Source organism: Micromonospora vulcania, assembly GCF_042658605.1.
GTDB lineage: Bacteria > Actinomycetota > Actinomycetes > Mycobacteriales > Micromonosporaceae > Micromonospora > Micromonospora vulcania.
This window is the reverse complement of sequence record NZ_JBHSQS010000017.1, coordinates 30140-47246: the sequence shown is the minus strand read 5'-3', so window position 1 is coordinate 47246 and position 17107 is coordinate 30140. Positions and strand designations below refer to the sequence as shown.

Here is a 17107-nt window from a genome sequence, read left to right as displayed (position 1 = left end):
AGGGTTGCCTTACCTAACTAGATCCCCTACCTGATCATCAAGCTGGTGCGGAGAACGTCACACTTGACCGCGTGGACGCCGGCCGGCGCCGGTGGCCGGCGTCCAACACCGCGCGGTCAGCCCGCGGCCATCTTGTCCTGGAGGCTGCGGGGCCGCAGGTCGGTCCAGGTGCGCTCGACGTAGTCCAGGCACGCGGCACGCGAGTCCTCACCGAACACGACGGTCCAGCCGGCCGGCACGTCGACGAACGACGGCCACAGCGAGTGCTGGTCCTCGTCGTTGACCAGAACCGTGTACCGGCCGTCCGGATCCTCGAAGGGGTTGGTCATCAGATCGTCCTCTCGTCATCGTCGTGCAGGTCGGACAGGCGTCGGTCGGGGTCGGCCACGGCAGTCGTCAACAGCCGGCGAAACCGCTCGCCGAGATCGGCGGCGGTCGCGTCGTCGAACAGATCGGCGGCGTACTCCAGGTCGCAGTGCACCGGGCGGTCGTCGAGCGGCTCATAGAAGCTCAGCGTCAGATCGGCGCGGACAGCGCCGGTGTTCACCGACTCGATCCGTACGCCGTCACCGCCGACCTGGGCGAGCCGGGCCTCCTCGTGGTGCACGATCATCACCTGCGGCGACGTCAGCCCGTCGACGGCCGTCAGCAGCGCGTCGAACGGCAGGTCCTGCCGGTCCAGCGCGCCGAGATCGGTCTCCCGGACCCGGGCCAGCAGTTCGGCGAAGGTCGGGTCGCCGGCGGTGTCGGTGCGCAACACCACGGTGTTGAGGAAACAACCCACCAGATCGGCGAGGACCGGCTCGGTCCGGCCGGCGACCAGCGCGCCGATCGGCAGGTCCGTGCCCGCTCCCCGGCCGGTCAGCAACGCCGCCAGCGCGGCGTGCATGACCATGAACATGCTGGTGCCGGTACGCCGGGCCAGCTCGTCCACCGCGCGGTGCACCGCCACGTCGAGCACGACCGACACCAGACCGCTCCGATTGGTGCGGGCGGCGGCGGGCTGCGGCCGTACACCGGGCAGTTCCAGCCGGCTCGGCATCCCGGCCAGGGACGAGCGCCACTGGTCGAGCTGGCGGGCGTACCGGCTGGCGGGGTCCGCCGGGTCACCCAGCAGCGCGTACGCCCATCGCGCGTAGTCGGCGTAGTCGACCGGCAACGGTGTCCACTTCGGGGCCCGGCCGGAGCATCGGGCCTCGTACGCCTCGGCGAGGTCGCGGATCAGCGGCACCACGGACCACTCGTCCACCGCGAGGTGGTGGAGCGTGAGCAGTACCGCCGCGGTGCCGGTGCCGTCGGTGAGGAGTCGGGCCCGCAGTGGCGCCCGACCGGTCAGGTCGACCGGTTCCCGGCCGAGGGCGTCGAGCCGGGCGTCGAGCGGCTCGGCGGTCGGATCGAGGCGCTCCAGCACCGGCCGGTCGACCTCGGTGCTGGACAGATCGCCATCGGACCAGCGGTAGCCGGTACGCAACGGGACATGCCGGTCGACCACGTCGTCGAGGGCCGCCGCGAACGCGTCGCCGTCCAGGTCGGTGCCGTGGAACGCGAAGGCGAGGTCCCACCCACCGTGCGGCGCGGCGGCCTCGTGCGCCTGCCACAGGTGCCGCTGCACCGGCGCGGCCCGGCCGTCCGGATCGTCGTCCGGCTGGCGGGCCACCAGCGCCGGCGCCGTGCTGTTGTCGTCCCTCCGGTCGACCAGCCGGGCCAGCCCGGCCACGGTCGGCGTGTTGAACACGTCCCGCACCGCCAGTTCGGCGCCGAACGCGGACCGCACCCGGCCGACCAGCCGCATGCACGACATCGAGTGCCCGCCGAGGGCGAAGAAGTTGTCGTCCACGCCGACCCGGGGCAACCCGAGGATGTCGGCGAACAGGTCCGCCAGGCGGGCCTGCACATCGGTGACCGGCGCAGCGTCGCCGACCAGCGCCGTCCAGTCCGGCGCGGGCAGGGCCCGGCGGTCCACCTTGCCGTTCGGGGTGCGCGGCAACGCGCCGTCGACGGCCACGATCAGCGCCGGCACCAGGTAGCTGGGCAGCCGGGCGGTCAGGTCGTCCCGCACGGCGGTGGGATCGACCGTGCCGGTCGCGGCGACGACGTACCCGACGAGCCGTGTGGCGTCCCCGGAACCGTCGACGACGACGACCGCCTGCGCCACGTCCGGATGGGCGGTCAGCGCCATCTCGACCTCGGCGGGTTCGATCCGGTGGCCGCGGATCTTCACCTGGTCGTCGACCCGGCCGAGGAAGTCGAGCAGGCCGTCGGCACGCCACCGGGCCCGGTCGCCGGTCCGGTACATCCGGGCGCCCGCAGGGCCGTACGGGTCGGCGACGAACCGTTGGGCGGTCAGGGCCGGGCGGCCGAGGTAACCGCGGGCCAGCCCCCGGCCGGCGATGTACAGCTCACCGACCGCGCCGGGCGGTACCGGGCGCAGGTGACGGTCCAGGACGTACGCCACGGTGTTCGGGTCCGGCCGGCCGATCGGCACCGCACCCGACCAGCCCGCCTCGGCCCGCCAGAGGGTCGAGTTCACCGTCGCCTCGGTGAGGCCGTACGCGACGAAGAGGCGCAACGTCGCCGCCCACCGGGAGATCACCTCGGGCGGCACCTGCTCGGTGCCGACCAGGACGGTGAGCCCGGCCGGCAGTTCGCAGCCCGGCGGGAGCGCGGCCACCAGCGACGGCGGCAGAATCGCGTGACTGACCGCGTACGTGGTCAACAGCCGCGTCAGCGCTGGTCCGGGCGTCCGTGCCTCGTCCGGCGCGATCACCAGCCGCGCCCCGGTGCACAACGCCATCGCCAGCTCGAACGCGAACACGTCGAAGCCGATCGAGGCGAACTGCAGGATCCCGCTCCGCGCGGTCACCCCCATCGGGTCGACGGCGGTGGCGACCAGGCTGCCGATCCCCTCGTGCGTGACGGTGACGCCCTTGGGCCGGCCGGTGGAGCCGGAGGTGTAGATGACGTACGCGGCGTGGTCGAGCCCGTCCGGCGGCTCCGGCAGCGGGCCGGTCCACCCGTTCGGCACCGGATCGTCGACGTCGACCAACACCCGGGCGACACCGTCGACCTCGGGTAGCTTGCCGGCGACCGCGGTCGTGGTGAGCACGTGCCGCGTCCGCGAGTCGGTCAGCATGAACGCCAGCCGGTCGGACGGGTGTTCCAGGTCGAGCGGCAGGAACGCGGCGCCGAGCTCGAGCACGCTGAGCACGGCCACGATGGTCTCGAGCGACCGGGGCGTCGCCACGGCGACCACGTCCTCCGGGCGTACCCCCTGGGCGGCCAGCCTGCGGGCCAGCCGCCGGGCACGGTCGGCGAGTTCGGCGTAGCTGATCGCACGGTCGCCGTCGACCACGGCGATCGCGTCCGGGCTCTCGGCGACCCGTGCGGCGAAGGCCGCGGGCAGCGTCAGTTCGGCGACCGGGCGGGACGTCGCGTTGAACCCACGCAGTACGCGTTCCCGTTCGTCGTCGACCAGGACGTCGAGCCCGCCCACCGGTGCGGTCGGGTCGGCGACCGCGGCGGCGGCGAGCGCCACGAGTCGGCGGGCCAGCAGCCGCACGGTCGAGGGGTCGAACAGCTCGGTCCGGTACGTGAGCCGGCACGACATGGCGTCGCCGCCCTGCTCGGCCAGCTCGACCACGAGATCGAAGCGGGCCGTACCGGAGGCCAGGGGCTCGTCCTCGACGTCGAGCCCGTCCAGCGTGAACGCGTCGGACACGTGGTTGCGGTGCACGACCATCACCTGGAACAGCGGGTGCCGGGACAGCGACCGGGCCGGGTTGACCACCTCCACGACCGCCTCGAACGGCACGTCCTGGTGGGAGAACGCGGCGAGGTCGTGGTCCCGGACCCGGGCCAGCAGCTCGACGAAGCTCGGCTCGCCGGTCAGGTCGGTACGCAGCACCAGCGTGTTCACGAAGAAACCGACGAGATCGTGCAGTGCCTCCTCGGTGCGCCCGGCGATCGGCGCGCCGAGGGGGATGTCGTCACCCGCACCCACCCGGTGCAGCAGTGCGGCGGTCAGCGCGTGCACGACCATGAACGGGCTGGCGCCGGCGTCGGCCGCGAGTCGGCGCAACCCGCGGACGACGGCGGGGGGCAGGTCGACGGTCACCTCGTCGCCGTCCGCGCCCACCTCGGCCGGCCGGGGCCGGTCGAGCGGGAGGGACAGTTCCTCGGGTGCCCCGTCCAGGGTGGTTCGCCAGAAGGCGTACTGCTCGGCGGCGAGGTCGGTCGGCTGGTCCGGTTCGCCGAGAAGCTCGCGTTGCCACAGGGCGTAGTCGGCGTACTGGACAGGCAGCGGCGTCCACCGCGGCTCGCGGCCGGCCAGCAACGCCGCGTAGGCGGCCGAGAGGTCGGCGAGGAACGGCCCGTCCGACCACTCGTCGGTGACGATGTGGTGCAGGAGCAGGACGAGGACGTGCTCGTCCGGCCCCGCCCGGACGACGGTGGCCCGCAGCGGCAGGTCGGCGGTCAGGTCGAACGGGCGGGCCGCCGCCGTCGCCACCGCGCCGGGCACGTCGGCGCCGTCCACCACGTCCAGCGGCGGACGGGCCCGCCGCACGGGCAGGACCCGCTGGTACGGCTCGCCGTCCACCGAGTCGATGACGGTACGCAGAGCCTCGTGCCGCCCGACCACCGCGTGCAGCGCGTCGTGCAGGACGCCGACGTCCAGCGGGCCGCGCAGCCGCAGGGTCAGGGGGAAGTTGTAGGCGGCCGACGGCCCCTGCATCTGGTCGAGCACCCAGAGGCGACGCTGCGCGAACGACAGGGGCAGCCGCGCCGGCCGTTCGGCGGGTCGCAGTGGCGGCCGGGGCGTGGCGCCGTCCGGCGTCCGGTCGATCCGGGCGGCGAGCTCGGCCACGGTCGGGGCCTCGAAGAGGTCACGGATGGACAGTTCCGCGCCGAGCGCCGTCCGTGCCCGGCTGACCAGGCGGATCGCCAGCAGCGAGTGCCCGCCGAGGTCGAAGAAGCTGTCGTCGACGCCGACTCCCGGCAGGCCCAGCAGCTCGGCGTAGATCTCGCAGAGCGCCGCCTGCGCGGGCGTCTCGGGTGGCCGGCTGGCCGCCGAGGTCTGCACGGTCACGGCCGGCAGCGCCCGGACGTCGAGCTTGCCGTTGACGGTCAACGGCAGCCGGTCCACCGCGACCAGGGCGGCCGGCACCATGTAGTCCGGCAGGCGCTCCTTGAGGTACGCGCGCACCTGACGCAGCACGCCGTCATCATCCGCCTCGACCCATTGCGGGCCGCGTACCAGGAATCCGGCCAGGCGCTTCACCCCGTCGGCCGCCGCGTCGTCGGTCACCACGGCGGCGTGGGCGACCAGCGGATGTCCGCTGATCGCGGTCTCCACCTCACCCAGCTCCACCCGGTAGCCGCGGATCTTCACCTGGTCGTCGGTACGGCCGAGGAAGTCCAGATTGCCGTCCGGACGTCGCCGGACCAGGTCACCGGTCCGGTACATCCGCTCCCCCGGCTCGCCGTACGGGTCGGCGACGAACCGCTCGGCGGTCAGCCCGGTCTGCCGGTGGTAACCGCGGGCCAGCCCGATCCCGGCGATGTACAGCTCTCCCGGCGCACCCGGGACCGCCGGGCGCAGGAACTCGTCGAGGATGTACGCGCGGGTGTTCCAGATGGCCGTGCCGACCGTCGGGGTGGCGCTGTCCTCGGTCCCGCCACCAAGCGTGTTGATCGTGTACTCGGTCGGGCCGTACAGGTTGTAGCCGGTCACGCCGTCGGTGTCGCGCAGCCTGCTCCAGACCTGCTCGGGCACGGCCTCGCCACCGAGCAGCACCAGCGGCGGCCGGTGCCGCCCCGGTCCCTGAGCGAGCAGTCCCTGCTCGATCAGGTGGTGGGCGTACGTCGGGGTCACGTTGACCACGTCGATCCGGTGGGCGTCGCAGTACGCGACCAACGCCGACGCGTCGCGACGCAGTTGCTCGTCACAGACGTGCACCTCGTGGCCCTCGACGAGCCAGAGCAGTTCCTCCCAGGACATGTCGAAGGCGAACGAGACGGTGTGGGCGATGCGCAGCCGCCGTCCGGCCGCCGCCACCACCGGGCCGAAGATCGCCTCGCGGTGGTTGAGCTGCATGTTGGTCAGCCCTCGGTACGGGGTGACCACGCCCTTGGGCCGTCCGGTCGACCCGGACGTGTAGATGATGTACGCCGGGTGGTCGAGACGACGCCGATCGCCGCGCCGGAACGTCGGCGTCTCGCTGTCGGCGAGCGGCCCGTCGGTGAGCGCGTCGAGTTCGGCGAGCACCGCCGGGGCGTCCAGCACCACCGGCGGAGCGGCCGACGGCGGCAGCAACGGAGTGACCGACGCGACGGTGAGCACGCACAGCGGCTCGGTGTCGGCGAGCAGCAGTGCGAGCCGTTCGGCCGGCAGGTCCAACTCCAGTGGCAGGTACGCCGCGCCCGTACGCAGCACCGCGAACAGGGCGGCCACCATGTCCAGGGTCCGGGGCAACGCCAGCGCCACGACGGTCTCCGGCCCGGCGCCCCGGGCCAGCAGCAGCCGTGCGAGGCGGTTGACCCGCTCGTCGAGCTGCGCGTACGTCAGCTGCTGGGTCCCCGCGACCAGCGCCACCGCTTCGGGTGTGCGGGCTGCCTGGTCGGCGAGCAGGTCGGCGACGGTGTCGGTGCCGACCGGGTGCCGGGTGCGGTTCCAGTCCTCGTGCAGCGTGTCCCACTCGTGGCTGGTGAGCAGGCCGAGCGTGCCGACCGGTCGGTCCGGGCTCGTCGCCATCCGATCGAGGGTGCCGGCGAGGCGTTCCAGCAGGGCCCGGGCGGCCGGTCCGTCGACGACCTCCGGCCGGTGGTCGAGCGCCACCCGGAACCGGTTGCCGGGGGTGATGACGAGAGTCAGCGGGTAGTGGGTGGCGTCCACGCCGTCCACGGCCACGATGCCGTGCCGACGTCGCAGGTCCGCCGACTCGGTCTCGTCGACGAAGTTCTGCATCACGTACAGGGTGTCGAAGAGCTGGGTGTGCCCGGCCGCCTGCTGGATGGTGGCGAGTCCGAGGTGGTCGAACTCCATCAGGGTGATCCGCTGTTCCTGCACGCGCAGCAGCAGGTCGAGCACGGACTCGCGCGGATCCGGCGTCACCCGGATCGGCACGGTGTTGAGGAACAGCCCGATGATGCTGTCGACCAGGGGTACGTCCCCGTGTCGGCCCGCGACGGTCATCCCGAAGACGACGTCGCCGCGCCCGGCGAAGCCACCGAGCACCAGACCCCAGGCCGCGCTGAACACCGTGTTGAGGGTGAGGCCGTGCCGTCGGGCCACGTCCCGCAGCCGGTCGCCGAGCGCCGCCGGCAACTCGACGACGTGACGCTCGGGCAGTGCGGGCGCGAGGCTCCGGTCGGCCGGCCCGAGCATGGTCGGCTCGGTGAGCCCGGCCAGCGCCTCCCGCCAGTGCTCGATCGCCGATCCGGTGTCCTGCCCACCGAGCCAGGCCAGGTGATCCCGGTACGAGCCGGCGGGCGGCAGGTCCGTGCCGTCGCCGTCGCGCTCGTAGAGCGTGAACAACTGCTCGACGAAGAGTTCCTCGGACCAGCCGTCCCAGAGGATCAGGTGGTGGCTGACCACCAGCCGGTCCCGGCCGCCGGGCAGCCGGATCAGGGTGAGCCGGCACAGCGGCGGGTTCGCCAGGTCGAACTGGCGGCCCCGGTCGGCGGCCAGCACCTCGGCCACCGCCGCGGCGCACTCCGCCTCGCCGAGGTCGCTCAGGTCGACCTCGTCCACTCTGAGCGCGAGACCGTCCGGGACGAACTGCACCGGCTGGCTCAGTCCGTCGCTGGTGAACCCGGCCCGCATCCCGTCGTTGCGGGCCAGCAGCGCGGCACCGGCACGGCGCAACCGCTCGACGTCGACCCGGTACGCCAGATCGAAGGCGTCCTGCCCGGTGTAGACGTCGAGCGCGCCGGCGTCGTAACTCGCGTGGAAGTACAGGCCCTCCTGCAACGGCGACAGCGGCCAGATGTCGCCGACCGGTGCGGGACTGAGATCCCCGACGTGGGCGATCTCGTCCGGCGAAAGGGCGAGCAGAGTGGAGCTGGTCGTCGAGCCGGTGACGTCCGCCAGCTCGCGCAGTGCCGCGGCCCAGCCGTCCGCGAAGCGGGTGACGTCGTCCTCGGTGAGGTGCCCGTCCGCCCAAGTCCAGGTCGCGACCAACTCCGGGCCACGGTCGGTCTCGGCGCACACGACGTCGACCTGGAGCAGGTGTGCCAGCGCCAGTCCACCGTTGACCTCGGTGACCAGTTCCTCGGCGGCCGGCGTCCACGGCTCGCCGGTCCCGGCGGGGAACCGACCGTAGTAGTTGAACAGCACCTGGGGTGCGGCGAGCCGGGCCAGGATCGGCGCGGTCTGTGCGTTCAGGTGGCGCAGCATGCCGTACCCGAGGCCACCGTCCGACGCGGCACGCAGGCGCGCGCCGGTCTGGGCGACGAGAGCGAACAGGTTGTCGCCGTCGCCGTCGAGCCGGACCGGCTGCACGGCGGTGAACCAGCCGACCGTACGGGCGAGGTCCAAGCCGGGCTCGATCTCTTCCCGGCCGTGCCGTTCGACCTCCACCAGCAGGTCCGCGCCGGCATCGCGGCCGGTCGCGCCGCGCCACCCGGTGACACTGCGGTGCAGCGCCGCGAGCAGCACGTCGGTGATCTCGGCACGCAGTGCGGTGGGCACGGCGGTGAGCAGGGTACGGGTCTCGGTGGCGCTCAACCGGCTGGTGTGCCGCCGGGCCCCGGTCGCGGGTGCGGGCACCGTGCCGGGCAGCAGCTCCGCGCCCGGAGCGAGCACCTGGATCCAGTGTTCGAGTTCGGCCAACCGTTGCGGCGCCTGGGCCTGGGCCTGCACGGCCTGGGCGTACCGCCGCAGCGACGTGCCCACGGCGGGCAGCGGCGTCCCGGCGGCGGCCGAGGCGAGGTCCTCCAGGAGGGTCCGCCAGGACACGCCGTCCACCGCGAGGTGGTGGGCCACGAGCAGCAGCCGGCCCGGAAGATCGCCGGCGTCGAACCAGACGGCCTGCAGCATCAGGCCGCCGTCGGGGTCGAGCCGGTCGGTGGCGGCGGCCGCCTCCGCGGCGATCACCTCCGCGAGCCCCTGCTGGGGTACCGACGACACGTCGACGCGGTGGATCAGGTCGCCCGCGTCGACGACGCCCACCGGCGCGGTCTCGAGGGACCACAGCACCGACGCGATGCGACGCAGCCGCAACCGCAGCCCGTCGTGCCGGTCCAGGACGGCCTGGAGAACCCTGGTCAGGCCGGACAGGTCGACCGACGCGGGCATCGTCAGGAGTACGGGCAGGGTGAACCGCTCGATGGGCGCCCCGGTGTCCCGCAACCAGTGCACGATCGGCAGCAGCGGCACGTCGCCCACCCCGTCGGACCGGGTGGTGTCGTCCGGCACCGGCACGGCGGGGGCGGTCGTCCGGGCGTGTGCCGCCAGCGCCCTGGGCGTCCGCAGGGTGAGCACCTCGCGCGGGCCGATGGGCAGGCCGAGGCGGCGAGCCCGGCTGGAGACGGCGATGGAGAGGATGCTGTCCCCGCCGAGGGCGAAGAAGTCGCCGTCCGGATCCACCTCGGACAGTCCGAGGACGGCGGCGAAGACGTCGATGAGCGTCTTCTCCTGGCCGTCGACCACCGGTACGTCAGCCGGAACGCTCTCGGCGGCGGCACGACCGCCGGTGCCGGTCGGCAGGGCGGCGACCGCGGCACGGTCGATCTTGCCGTTCGGCGTGAGTGGCAGCGCGTCGAGGACGACCACGGCCGACGGCACCAGGGCAGCCGGCAGGGCGGCACCGGCCGCGGCGACCAGAGCCGCGCCGTCGGGTCGCGGCGCACCGGGTGCCGGCACGACACAGCCGACCAGCCGGGTCGCGCCCGCGCCGGTGGACTGGGCCGCGACGGCGGCCTGGGCGATGCCGGGCTGCGCGGCCAACCAGGACTCGATCTCGGCCGGGTCGATCCGGGTGCCGCGCACCTTGATCTCGTCGTCGGCGCGGCCGACGTACGTCAGCGTGCCGTCGGAGTTTCGCCGTACCAGGTCGCCGGTGCGGTACATCCGCTCCCCCGGAGCGCCGAACGGATCGGCGACGAACCGCTGCGCGGTCTGGGCGGGCAGGCCGTGGTAGGCGCGGGCCAACTGAGCACCGGCGACGTACAACTCGCCGGGAACGTCCACCGGCACCGGGTGCAGGCAGTCGTCGAGAACATGGAGGCGGGTGTTGCCGACCGGGCCGCCGATCGGCACGGCGGTGCCGTGTGCGCCGTCGTTGGGCCACCAGGTGACCTGCACGGCGGCCTCCGTCGGGCCGTAGAAGTTGTCCAGCCGGGTGCCGGTCGCCGCGTACCACCGCTGTGCGAGGTCACCGGGGAGCGCCTCGCCACCGCAGGACACCCAGCGCAGGGTGGCCGCCCAGCCCTGGTCGGCGCGTACCTGGTCGGAGAGCAGGAAGGCGGACACCAGGGACGGCACCAGCGTGATGGCGGTGACCCGGTGCCGCCGCACCAGCGCGGCCAGGTCGGCGGGATCCTGAGCGGCGTCCGGCGGCGGGAGGACCACGGCCGCCCCGGCGTACAGCGGCCAGAAGATCTCCCAGACCGAGGTGTCGAAGCCCACCGGGGCGAGCTGGAGCATCCGGTCGTCGGCGTCGAGCCGGAACTGCCGCTGCGACCACTCCAGCTGGTTGACGATCGCCCGGTGGCTGACCAGGACACCCTTCGGCCGGCCGGTCGAGCCGGAGGTGTAGATCAGGTACGCGGCGTGCTCGGGTGCCGCACCGACCGGCGCGGGCGTCGGCGCGGGACCGACCGGCCGGTCCCCGACCAGCACGTACGACAGGCCCTCGATGCGGGGCAGACGGGCGACCAGTTCGGCGGTGGTCACCACGATGCGCGCCCCGGAGTCGGCGAGCACCGCGGCGAGCCGCTCGACCGGGTGCGTCGGGTCGAACGGCAGGTACGCCGCGCCGGACCTCAAAACGCCGGTCAGCGCGACGACCAGTTCCGCCCGACGTGGCACGGCCACGGCCACGATCCGCTCGGGTCCGGCGCCCTGCGCGACCAGCCGGGCAGCCAGCTCGGCGGCCCGGTCGTCCAGTTCGCGGTAGGTCAGGGTGCGCTCGCCGGCCAGCACGGCGATCGCCTCGGGGGTCCGTACGGCCTGCGCCGCGATCGCCGCGGGCAGGGTGGTCCGCGGGTCGTCCAGTCGCGGCCCGACGAGCGCGGGCACGGTCGCCGCACGCAGGGCGATCCGGCCCACCGCGGCGGCGGGCGCGTCGACGAACGCGGCGAGCAGCCGGGCGAGTCCGGTGCGTAGTTGCTCCACGAGGGCCGGTGCGACCCGTGCCTCGTCGTACTCGATGGTGAGCCCCAGCCGGGGCCCGGACGCCACCAGCAGACTGACCGCGTAGTGGGTGGCCTCGCGGAAGGCGACGTCGGTGACGCTCAGCGAACCGTCCGGGGCCGACAGGCCGGTGTGGTCGGGACAGTTCTCCAGCACCACGAGTGAGTCGAACAGCTCCCCGGCGCCGGCCAGCCGTTGGATCGCGGCAAGCCCGAGGTGCTGGTGGTCGAGCAGCTCGGCCTGCTCGGTGGCGAGCCTCGTCAGCACCTCGGCGAGCGGCTCCGCCGGGTGCCAGCGCAGCCGGACCGGCACGGTGTTGATGAACAGGCCGATCATCGACTCGATCCCGGCGACCTCGGCCTGCCGGCCGGAGACGGTGCTGCCGAAGACCACGTCACGCCGGCCGGTCACCCGGCCGAGCAACAGACCCCAGACGCCGTGCAGGGCGGCCCCGAGGGTGAGGCCGCGTTCCCGGATCCGCGCCGGCAGGTCGGCCGCGACGGCGTCCGGCAGCTCGACGGCGACCTGTCGGACCGACGCGCTGCCCCGCGCCGGCTCCGCGAGCAGGGTCGGCTCGTCGAGGCCGGCCAGCGCCGCCCGCCAGGCATCGCCCGCCGCCCCCCGGTCACGACCGGCCAACCACTCCAGATACCGGCGGTACGGAGTGACCGCGGCGAGCCGCGGCGGTTCACCGTACGGGGCGTAACCGGCCAGCAGGTCACGCAGGAAGACCGCCACCGACCAGCCGTCGGTGACGATGTGATGGTGGGTGAGGACCAACGTGTGCCGGTCCTCGGCGTGCCGTACGAGCAGACAGCGCAGCAGGGGCGGCGCTTCGAGGTCGAAGCCGTCGGCCCGTTGCCCGGCGAGTTCCTTCTCGATCGCCGAGGCGTCGTCGGCCGGCAGGTCGACGACGCGCCACGGCACCTCGACACCGTCCACGATGACCTGGACGACCCGACCGTCGGCGAGTTCGAAGAAGCCGGCCCGCAACGGGGCGTGCCGGTCCAGCACCGCCTGCACGGCACGGCGCAGGGCGGCGGCGTCCACCGGCCCGTCCAGCGTGACGAGTTGCTGCACCTCGTACTGGTCGGTGTCGCCGGTGTTGGCGTGGAAGTAGAAGCCGTCCTGGAGCGGGGTCAGCGGGAGTACGTCGGCGAGGCCCGGCACCGCGGCGGTCAGCTCGTCGACGTCGTCCTGCTCCAGCGGTACGAGCGGGAAGTCCGACGGGGTGTGTCCGCCGGCGCCCGGTGCGGCGGTGTGCTCGACCAGCGCGGTGAGCGCGGCGAACCAGCCCTCGGCCAGCTCGGCGACGCTCGCGTCGTCCAGCAGGGCGCCGGGGTACGCCCAGGTCACCCCGAGCCGGGGCCCGTCCGGGTAGTCCTCGGTGAAGGCGTTGACCTCCACCGTGTACGGCGCCACCGGCATCTCGGCGTCGTACCCGCCGGCCAGCACGCCGGCACCGGGAACCGGCGTCCACGGGGCGTCCTGGTGGGTGGCGACGGCGAACCGGCCCAGGTAGTTGAAGCTGATCTGCGGGGTGGGCAGTGCCGCCAGGACGGCAGCGGTCTCCGGATTGAGGTAGCGCAACAGGCCGAACCCGAGGCCGTGGTCGGGTACCGCGTTCAGCTGTTCCTTGATCCGCTTCAGGGCCGTACCGGCGTCCTGGCCACCGGCCAACGCGTCGGAGACGTCCGCCTGGCCGAGGTCGAGGCGTACCGGGAAGATGCTGGTGAACCAGCCGAGCGTGCGGGACAGGCGTACCTCGGGATGGATCTGCTCCTCGCGGCCGTGCCCTTCGAGGGCGAGCAGCACCGGCGGCGTGTCGACGCCACGGCGTCGACGCCAGTCGGTGACCGCCAGTGCCAGGGCGGTGAGCAGCACGTCGTTGACCCCGGCGTGGAACGCCGCCGGCACGCTGCTCAGCAGCTTGGCGGTGGGACCGGTGGGCAGACGCAGGGTGATCCGCCGCACGGTGGCCAGATCACCGACCGGGTCGAGCGGACGCTCCCCGAGCCCCGGGTCGGGGCCGACGAGCTGATCGGTCCAGTGTGCAAGCTCGGCGATCCGGTTCGGGCGCTGCGCGTCGGCGGTGGTGATCTCCGCCCACCGGCGCAGGGGCGTGCCGATCGGTGCGAGCGCGACGGGCCGGTCCTCGGCGACGGCGGCACCCGCCTCGGCGAGGTCCGGCAGCAGGATCCGCCACGAGACGCCGTCGACGACCAGGTGATGCACCGCCAGCACCAGGTATCCCGGGCGACCGGCGCCGGTGTCCAGCCAGACCGCCTGCACCATCACGCCGCCCTCGGGGGCCAGCCGACCGCCCGCCTGCCGCGCGGCGTCGTCCGCCAGCGCGCGTACCCGGCCCTCGGGCAGGCCGGCCGCGTCGATCCGGTGCAGCCAGCCGTCCGTCGCGACCGAGCCGGGCGGCGCGACCACGAGCCGTCCGGGCGTGCCGGCGGTGGCCCGGACGAGGCGGGTACGCAACACGTCGTGCCGGTCGACGACCGCCCGCAACGTGCGCGCCAGGCCGTCCTCGGTGGCTCCGGCTGGCAGGCGGAGCAGCAGCCACTGGTTGAACGCGTCGAACTGGCCACCGCACTCGTCCAACCAGGCCATGATCGGCAGCAGCGGCAGGTCACCGACGCCGGCGTTCGGATCGTCCACCACGTCGGTCGCCGTCGTGGTGACGAACGGGGCCAATGCCGCGACGGTACGGTGCTGGAACACCTGCCGCGGAGTCACGGTCAGGCCGGCCTGCCGGGCCCGGATCACCAGTTGGATGGACACGATGCTGTCGCCACCGAGGGCGAAGAAGTCGTCGTCCACGCCCACCTCGGGAAGGCCGAGCACCTCCGCGTACAGCGCGCAGAGCACCTCCTCGCGGGCGTCGCGGGCGGCACCGCCGGTGGTCAGCGCGGCGAAGTCGGGGGCCGGCAGCGCGGCCCGGTCCAGCTTGCCGGCGGTCGTCATCGGCAGCCGGTCCAGCGGCACCAACGCGGACGGCACCATGTAGTCGGGCAGCCAGCTCCGCGCGTGCGCACGCACCGCGGTCATCAGCGCGTTGACGTCACGGAACGGCGCCGGGCGGTTCGCGTACCGGTGCGGGTCCGGTTCGGTGCGTCCGGCCCGGTAGGCCTGCGGCTGCCGCGCTCCGGGCGGGGTGAGGACGACGTCCAACCGCCCGTCGCGGGTGTCCGCGGTCCAGGTGACCGCCGCCTGCCAGCCGTGCTCGTCGGCGAGCCGGTAGAGGTCCTCCGGGTCAACGGCCGACCCGTGGGGCGCGGTGTCCGGGCCGGGATCGAGGCTGTGCAGCACCGCGACGTCGGCGGTGAGCCGGGCGTTCGGCAGGTCGGTGACCCGCACCGGGCGGGAGGCGTCCGCGGTCAGGCGCGCGCTCAGCCCGGCCAGTCCGCCGGGCAGCGTGTGCCACGCCAGCTCGTCCACCGGGGCGGCCTCGTCGTCGGCGCTGGTGGACTCGGTACGCAGCACCACGTCGTAGCGGTACCGGCTCAGCTCGTTGTGGAACCGACCCCGCTTGACCCGCACCTCCACGTCGGCGACGCCGGGCAGGGCCGCTCGGCAGGCGGTGAACAGGTCGGGGTCGACCAGCAGCTCGCCCTCCCACCGCACGGCACGCCGTACCGCCGGCCAGACGGTCGCCGGGTCCGCGTCGTCGGGGTGGCGAAGCGTCTCGATACCGGCCCGCAACGCCGGCAGGAGCCGCAGGTGCCGGACGTCGCCGAGGAAGACGGTCCCGCCCGGCGCCAGCAGGCCGACCGCCTTGGCGAGTACGTCGAGCAGGTAGTCGACGCCGGGGAAGTACTGCGCCACCGAGTTGATCACGACGGTGTCGAAGAAGCCGGTGGGCAGCCCCTGCACGTCGTCGGCCGGCCGCGACGAGAGCTCGACCGTGCCGGCCAGTTCGGGCGTACCGGCGACCTGGCCGCGGAGCGTACGGATGGCCTCCTCGGACAGATCGGTGCCCCAGTACGCCTCGACCTGCGGCGCGATCCGGTTGAGCAGCAGGCCACTGCCGACACCGATCTCCAGCACCCGGCGCGGGCGCAGGGCGAGGATGGCGTCGACCGTGGCCGAGCGCCACTCGCGCATCTGCTCGGCCGGGATCGGCAGCCCGTCGTAGCTGCTGTTCCAGCCGGTGAAGTTCTCCGCGAACGATTCGGTACGGCCGGCGGTGTACAGCAGTTCGTGCAACTGCTTCCACTGCCCGACCTGATCGGCGGCGGCGTCGCCGGTGACGTCGAGAGACGGGCCGTCCAGTCGCGGCACCACGTAGGCGGCGAGCCGCACGTCGCCGGGCCGGTCCTCGCGCGCCACGACAGCCACCTGGGCGACCGCCGGATGCTGACCGATCACCGTCTCGATCTCACCCGGCTCGATCCGGTAGCCGCGGACCTTCACCTGGTTGTCGGCGCGGCCGACGAACTCGAGCTGCCCGTCCTCACGCTGGCGTACGAGATCGCCGGTGCGGTAGAGCCGTTCGCCGGCAGGGCCGAAGGGATCGGCGACGAAGCGTTCCGCGGTGAGCGCCGGGCGGCCCAGATAGCCACGGGCCAGGCCCGGTCCGCCCAGATACAACTCGCCGACCACGCCGACCGGGGTCGGGCGCAGCGTGGCGTCGAGGACGTGGCACCGGGTGTCCGGGTCCGGCACGCCGATCGGCACCGTGGCGCCGGGCGGGGTCTGTGGGTCGCACCGGCCAAGGGTGGAGTTGACGGTCACCTCGGTCGGACCGTACGCGTTGAACATCGACCGGCCGGGCGCCCACCGCGCGACGAGTTCTGCGGACACCCGCTCGGTGCCGGCCAGCAGGGTCGCCCCGGCCGGGAGGTCGCACTCGGCCGGCAGCGCGGCGAGCAGCGCGGGCGGCAGGATCATGAAGGTCACGCCGTGGGCGTGGGCGTACTCGGTCAGGGGCGGGCCCGGCACCCGACGGTCCGCCGGCACGACGACCAGCCGCCCGCCGGTGAGCAGCCCGAGGCACAGGTCGAAGAACGCCACGTCGAAGCTCGGCGAGGCGAACTGCAGGACCCGGCTGTGCGGGCCGACCGCGAGACGGTCGGTGGCGGTGGCGAGCAGTTTCGCGACGCCGGAGTGCGACACGACGACGCCCTTCGGGCGCCCGGTCGACCCGGACGTGTAGATGACATAGGCCGCGCCGAGCGGGGTGAGCGCGCCACCCCGCTCGACGTCGGTGGGTTCGGCCGCGGACCGGGCGGCCAACTCGTCGGCGAACCCCGGATCATCGAGAAGCACCGGCGACGGTACGACGTCCGACTCCAGTACGGCCCGCAACTCCACCGTGGTGAGTACGCAGATCGGCGCCGCGTCGGCGAGCAGGTAGCCGATCCGCTCGGTGGGGTACTCGGGGTCGATCGGCAGGTACGCGCCACCCGTCTTGAGTACCGCCACCACGGCCACGATCAGGTCGACCGAGCGGGGCAGGCAGAGCCCGACCACGCGTTCCAGCCCCGCGCCCCGGGCGATCAGGGCGTGCGCGAGACGGTTGGCCCGTTCGTCGAGTTCCGCGTACGTGAGGGCGGTGTCCTCGTAGACCACGGCCACCGCCTGCGGCCGCTGGCGCACCTGGACCGAGAAGAGTTCGGTCCAGGTCGCCAACGGCGTCTCGAGGGCGTCGGTACGCACCAGCTCACTGGCGCTGGTCGGAAGACTTTCGGGCACAGCGAAGTACCGCCCCTCGGTGGCGAAGTCGGTTCGGTGGACTGGTTCTGG

Annotated in this window: 2 protein-coding genes; both read right to left on the bottom strand. The window is 73.6% G+C overall.

Translation table 11 applies throughout. The features are described 5' to 3' along the window. Positions 1 to 116: 116 nt before the first annotated feature. Complete coding sequence (locus ACFQGL_RS24255; RefSeq protein ID WP_377514750.1) at positions 117 to 332, bottom strand: MbtH family protein; 216 nt, start codon at positions 330 to 332, stop codon at positions 117 to 119. Continuing rightward, entirely contained in the window at positions 329 to 17056 is a 16728-nt protein-coding gene (locus ACFQGL_RS24250; protein ID WP_377514693.1) for an amino acid adenylation domain-containing protein, read from the bottom strand. The genes ACFQGL_RS24255 and ACFQGL_RS24250 overlap by 4 nt, the downstream gene beginning before the upstream one ends. Positions 17057 to 17107: the final 51 nt, after the last annotated feature.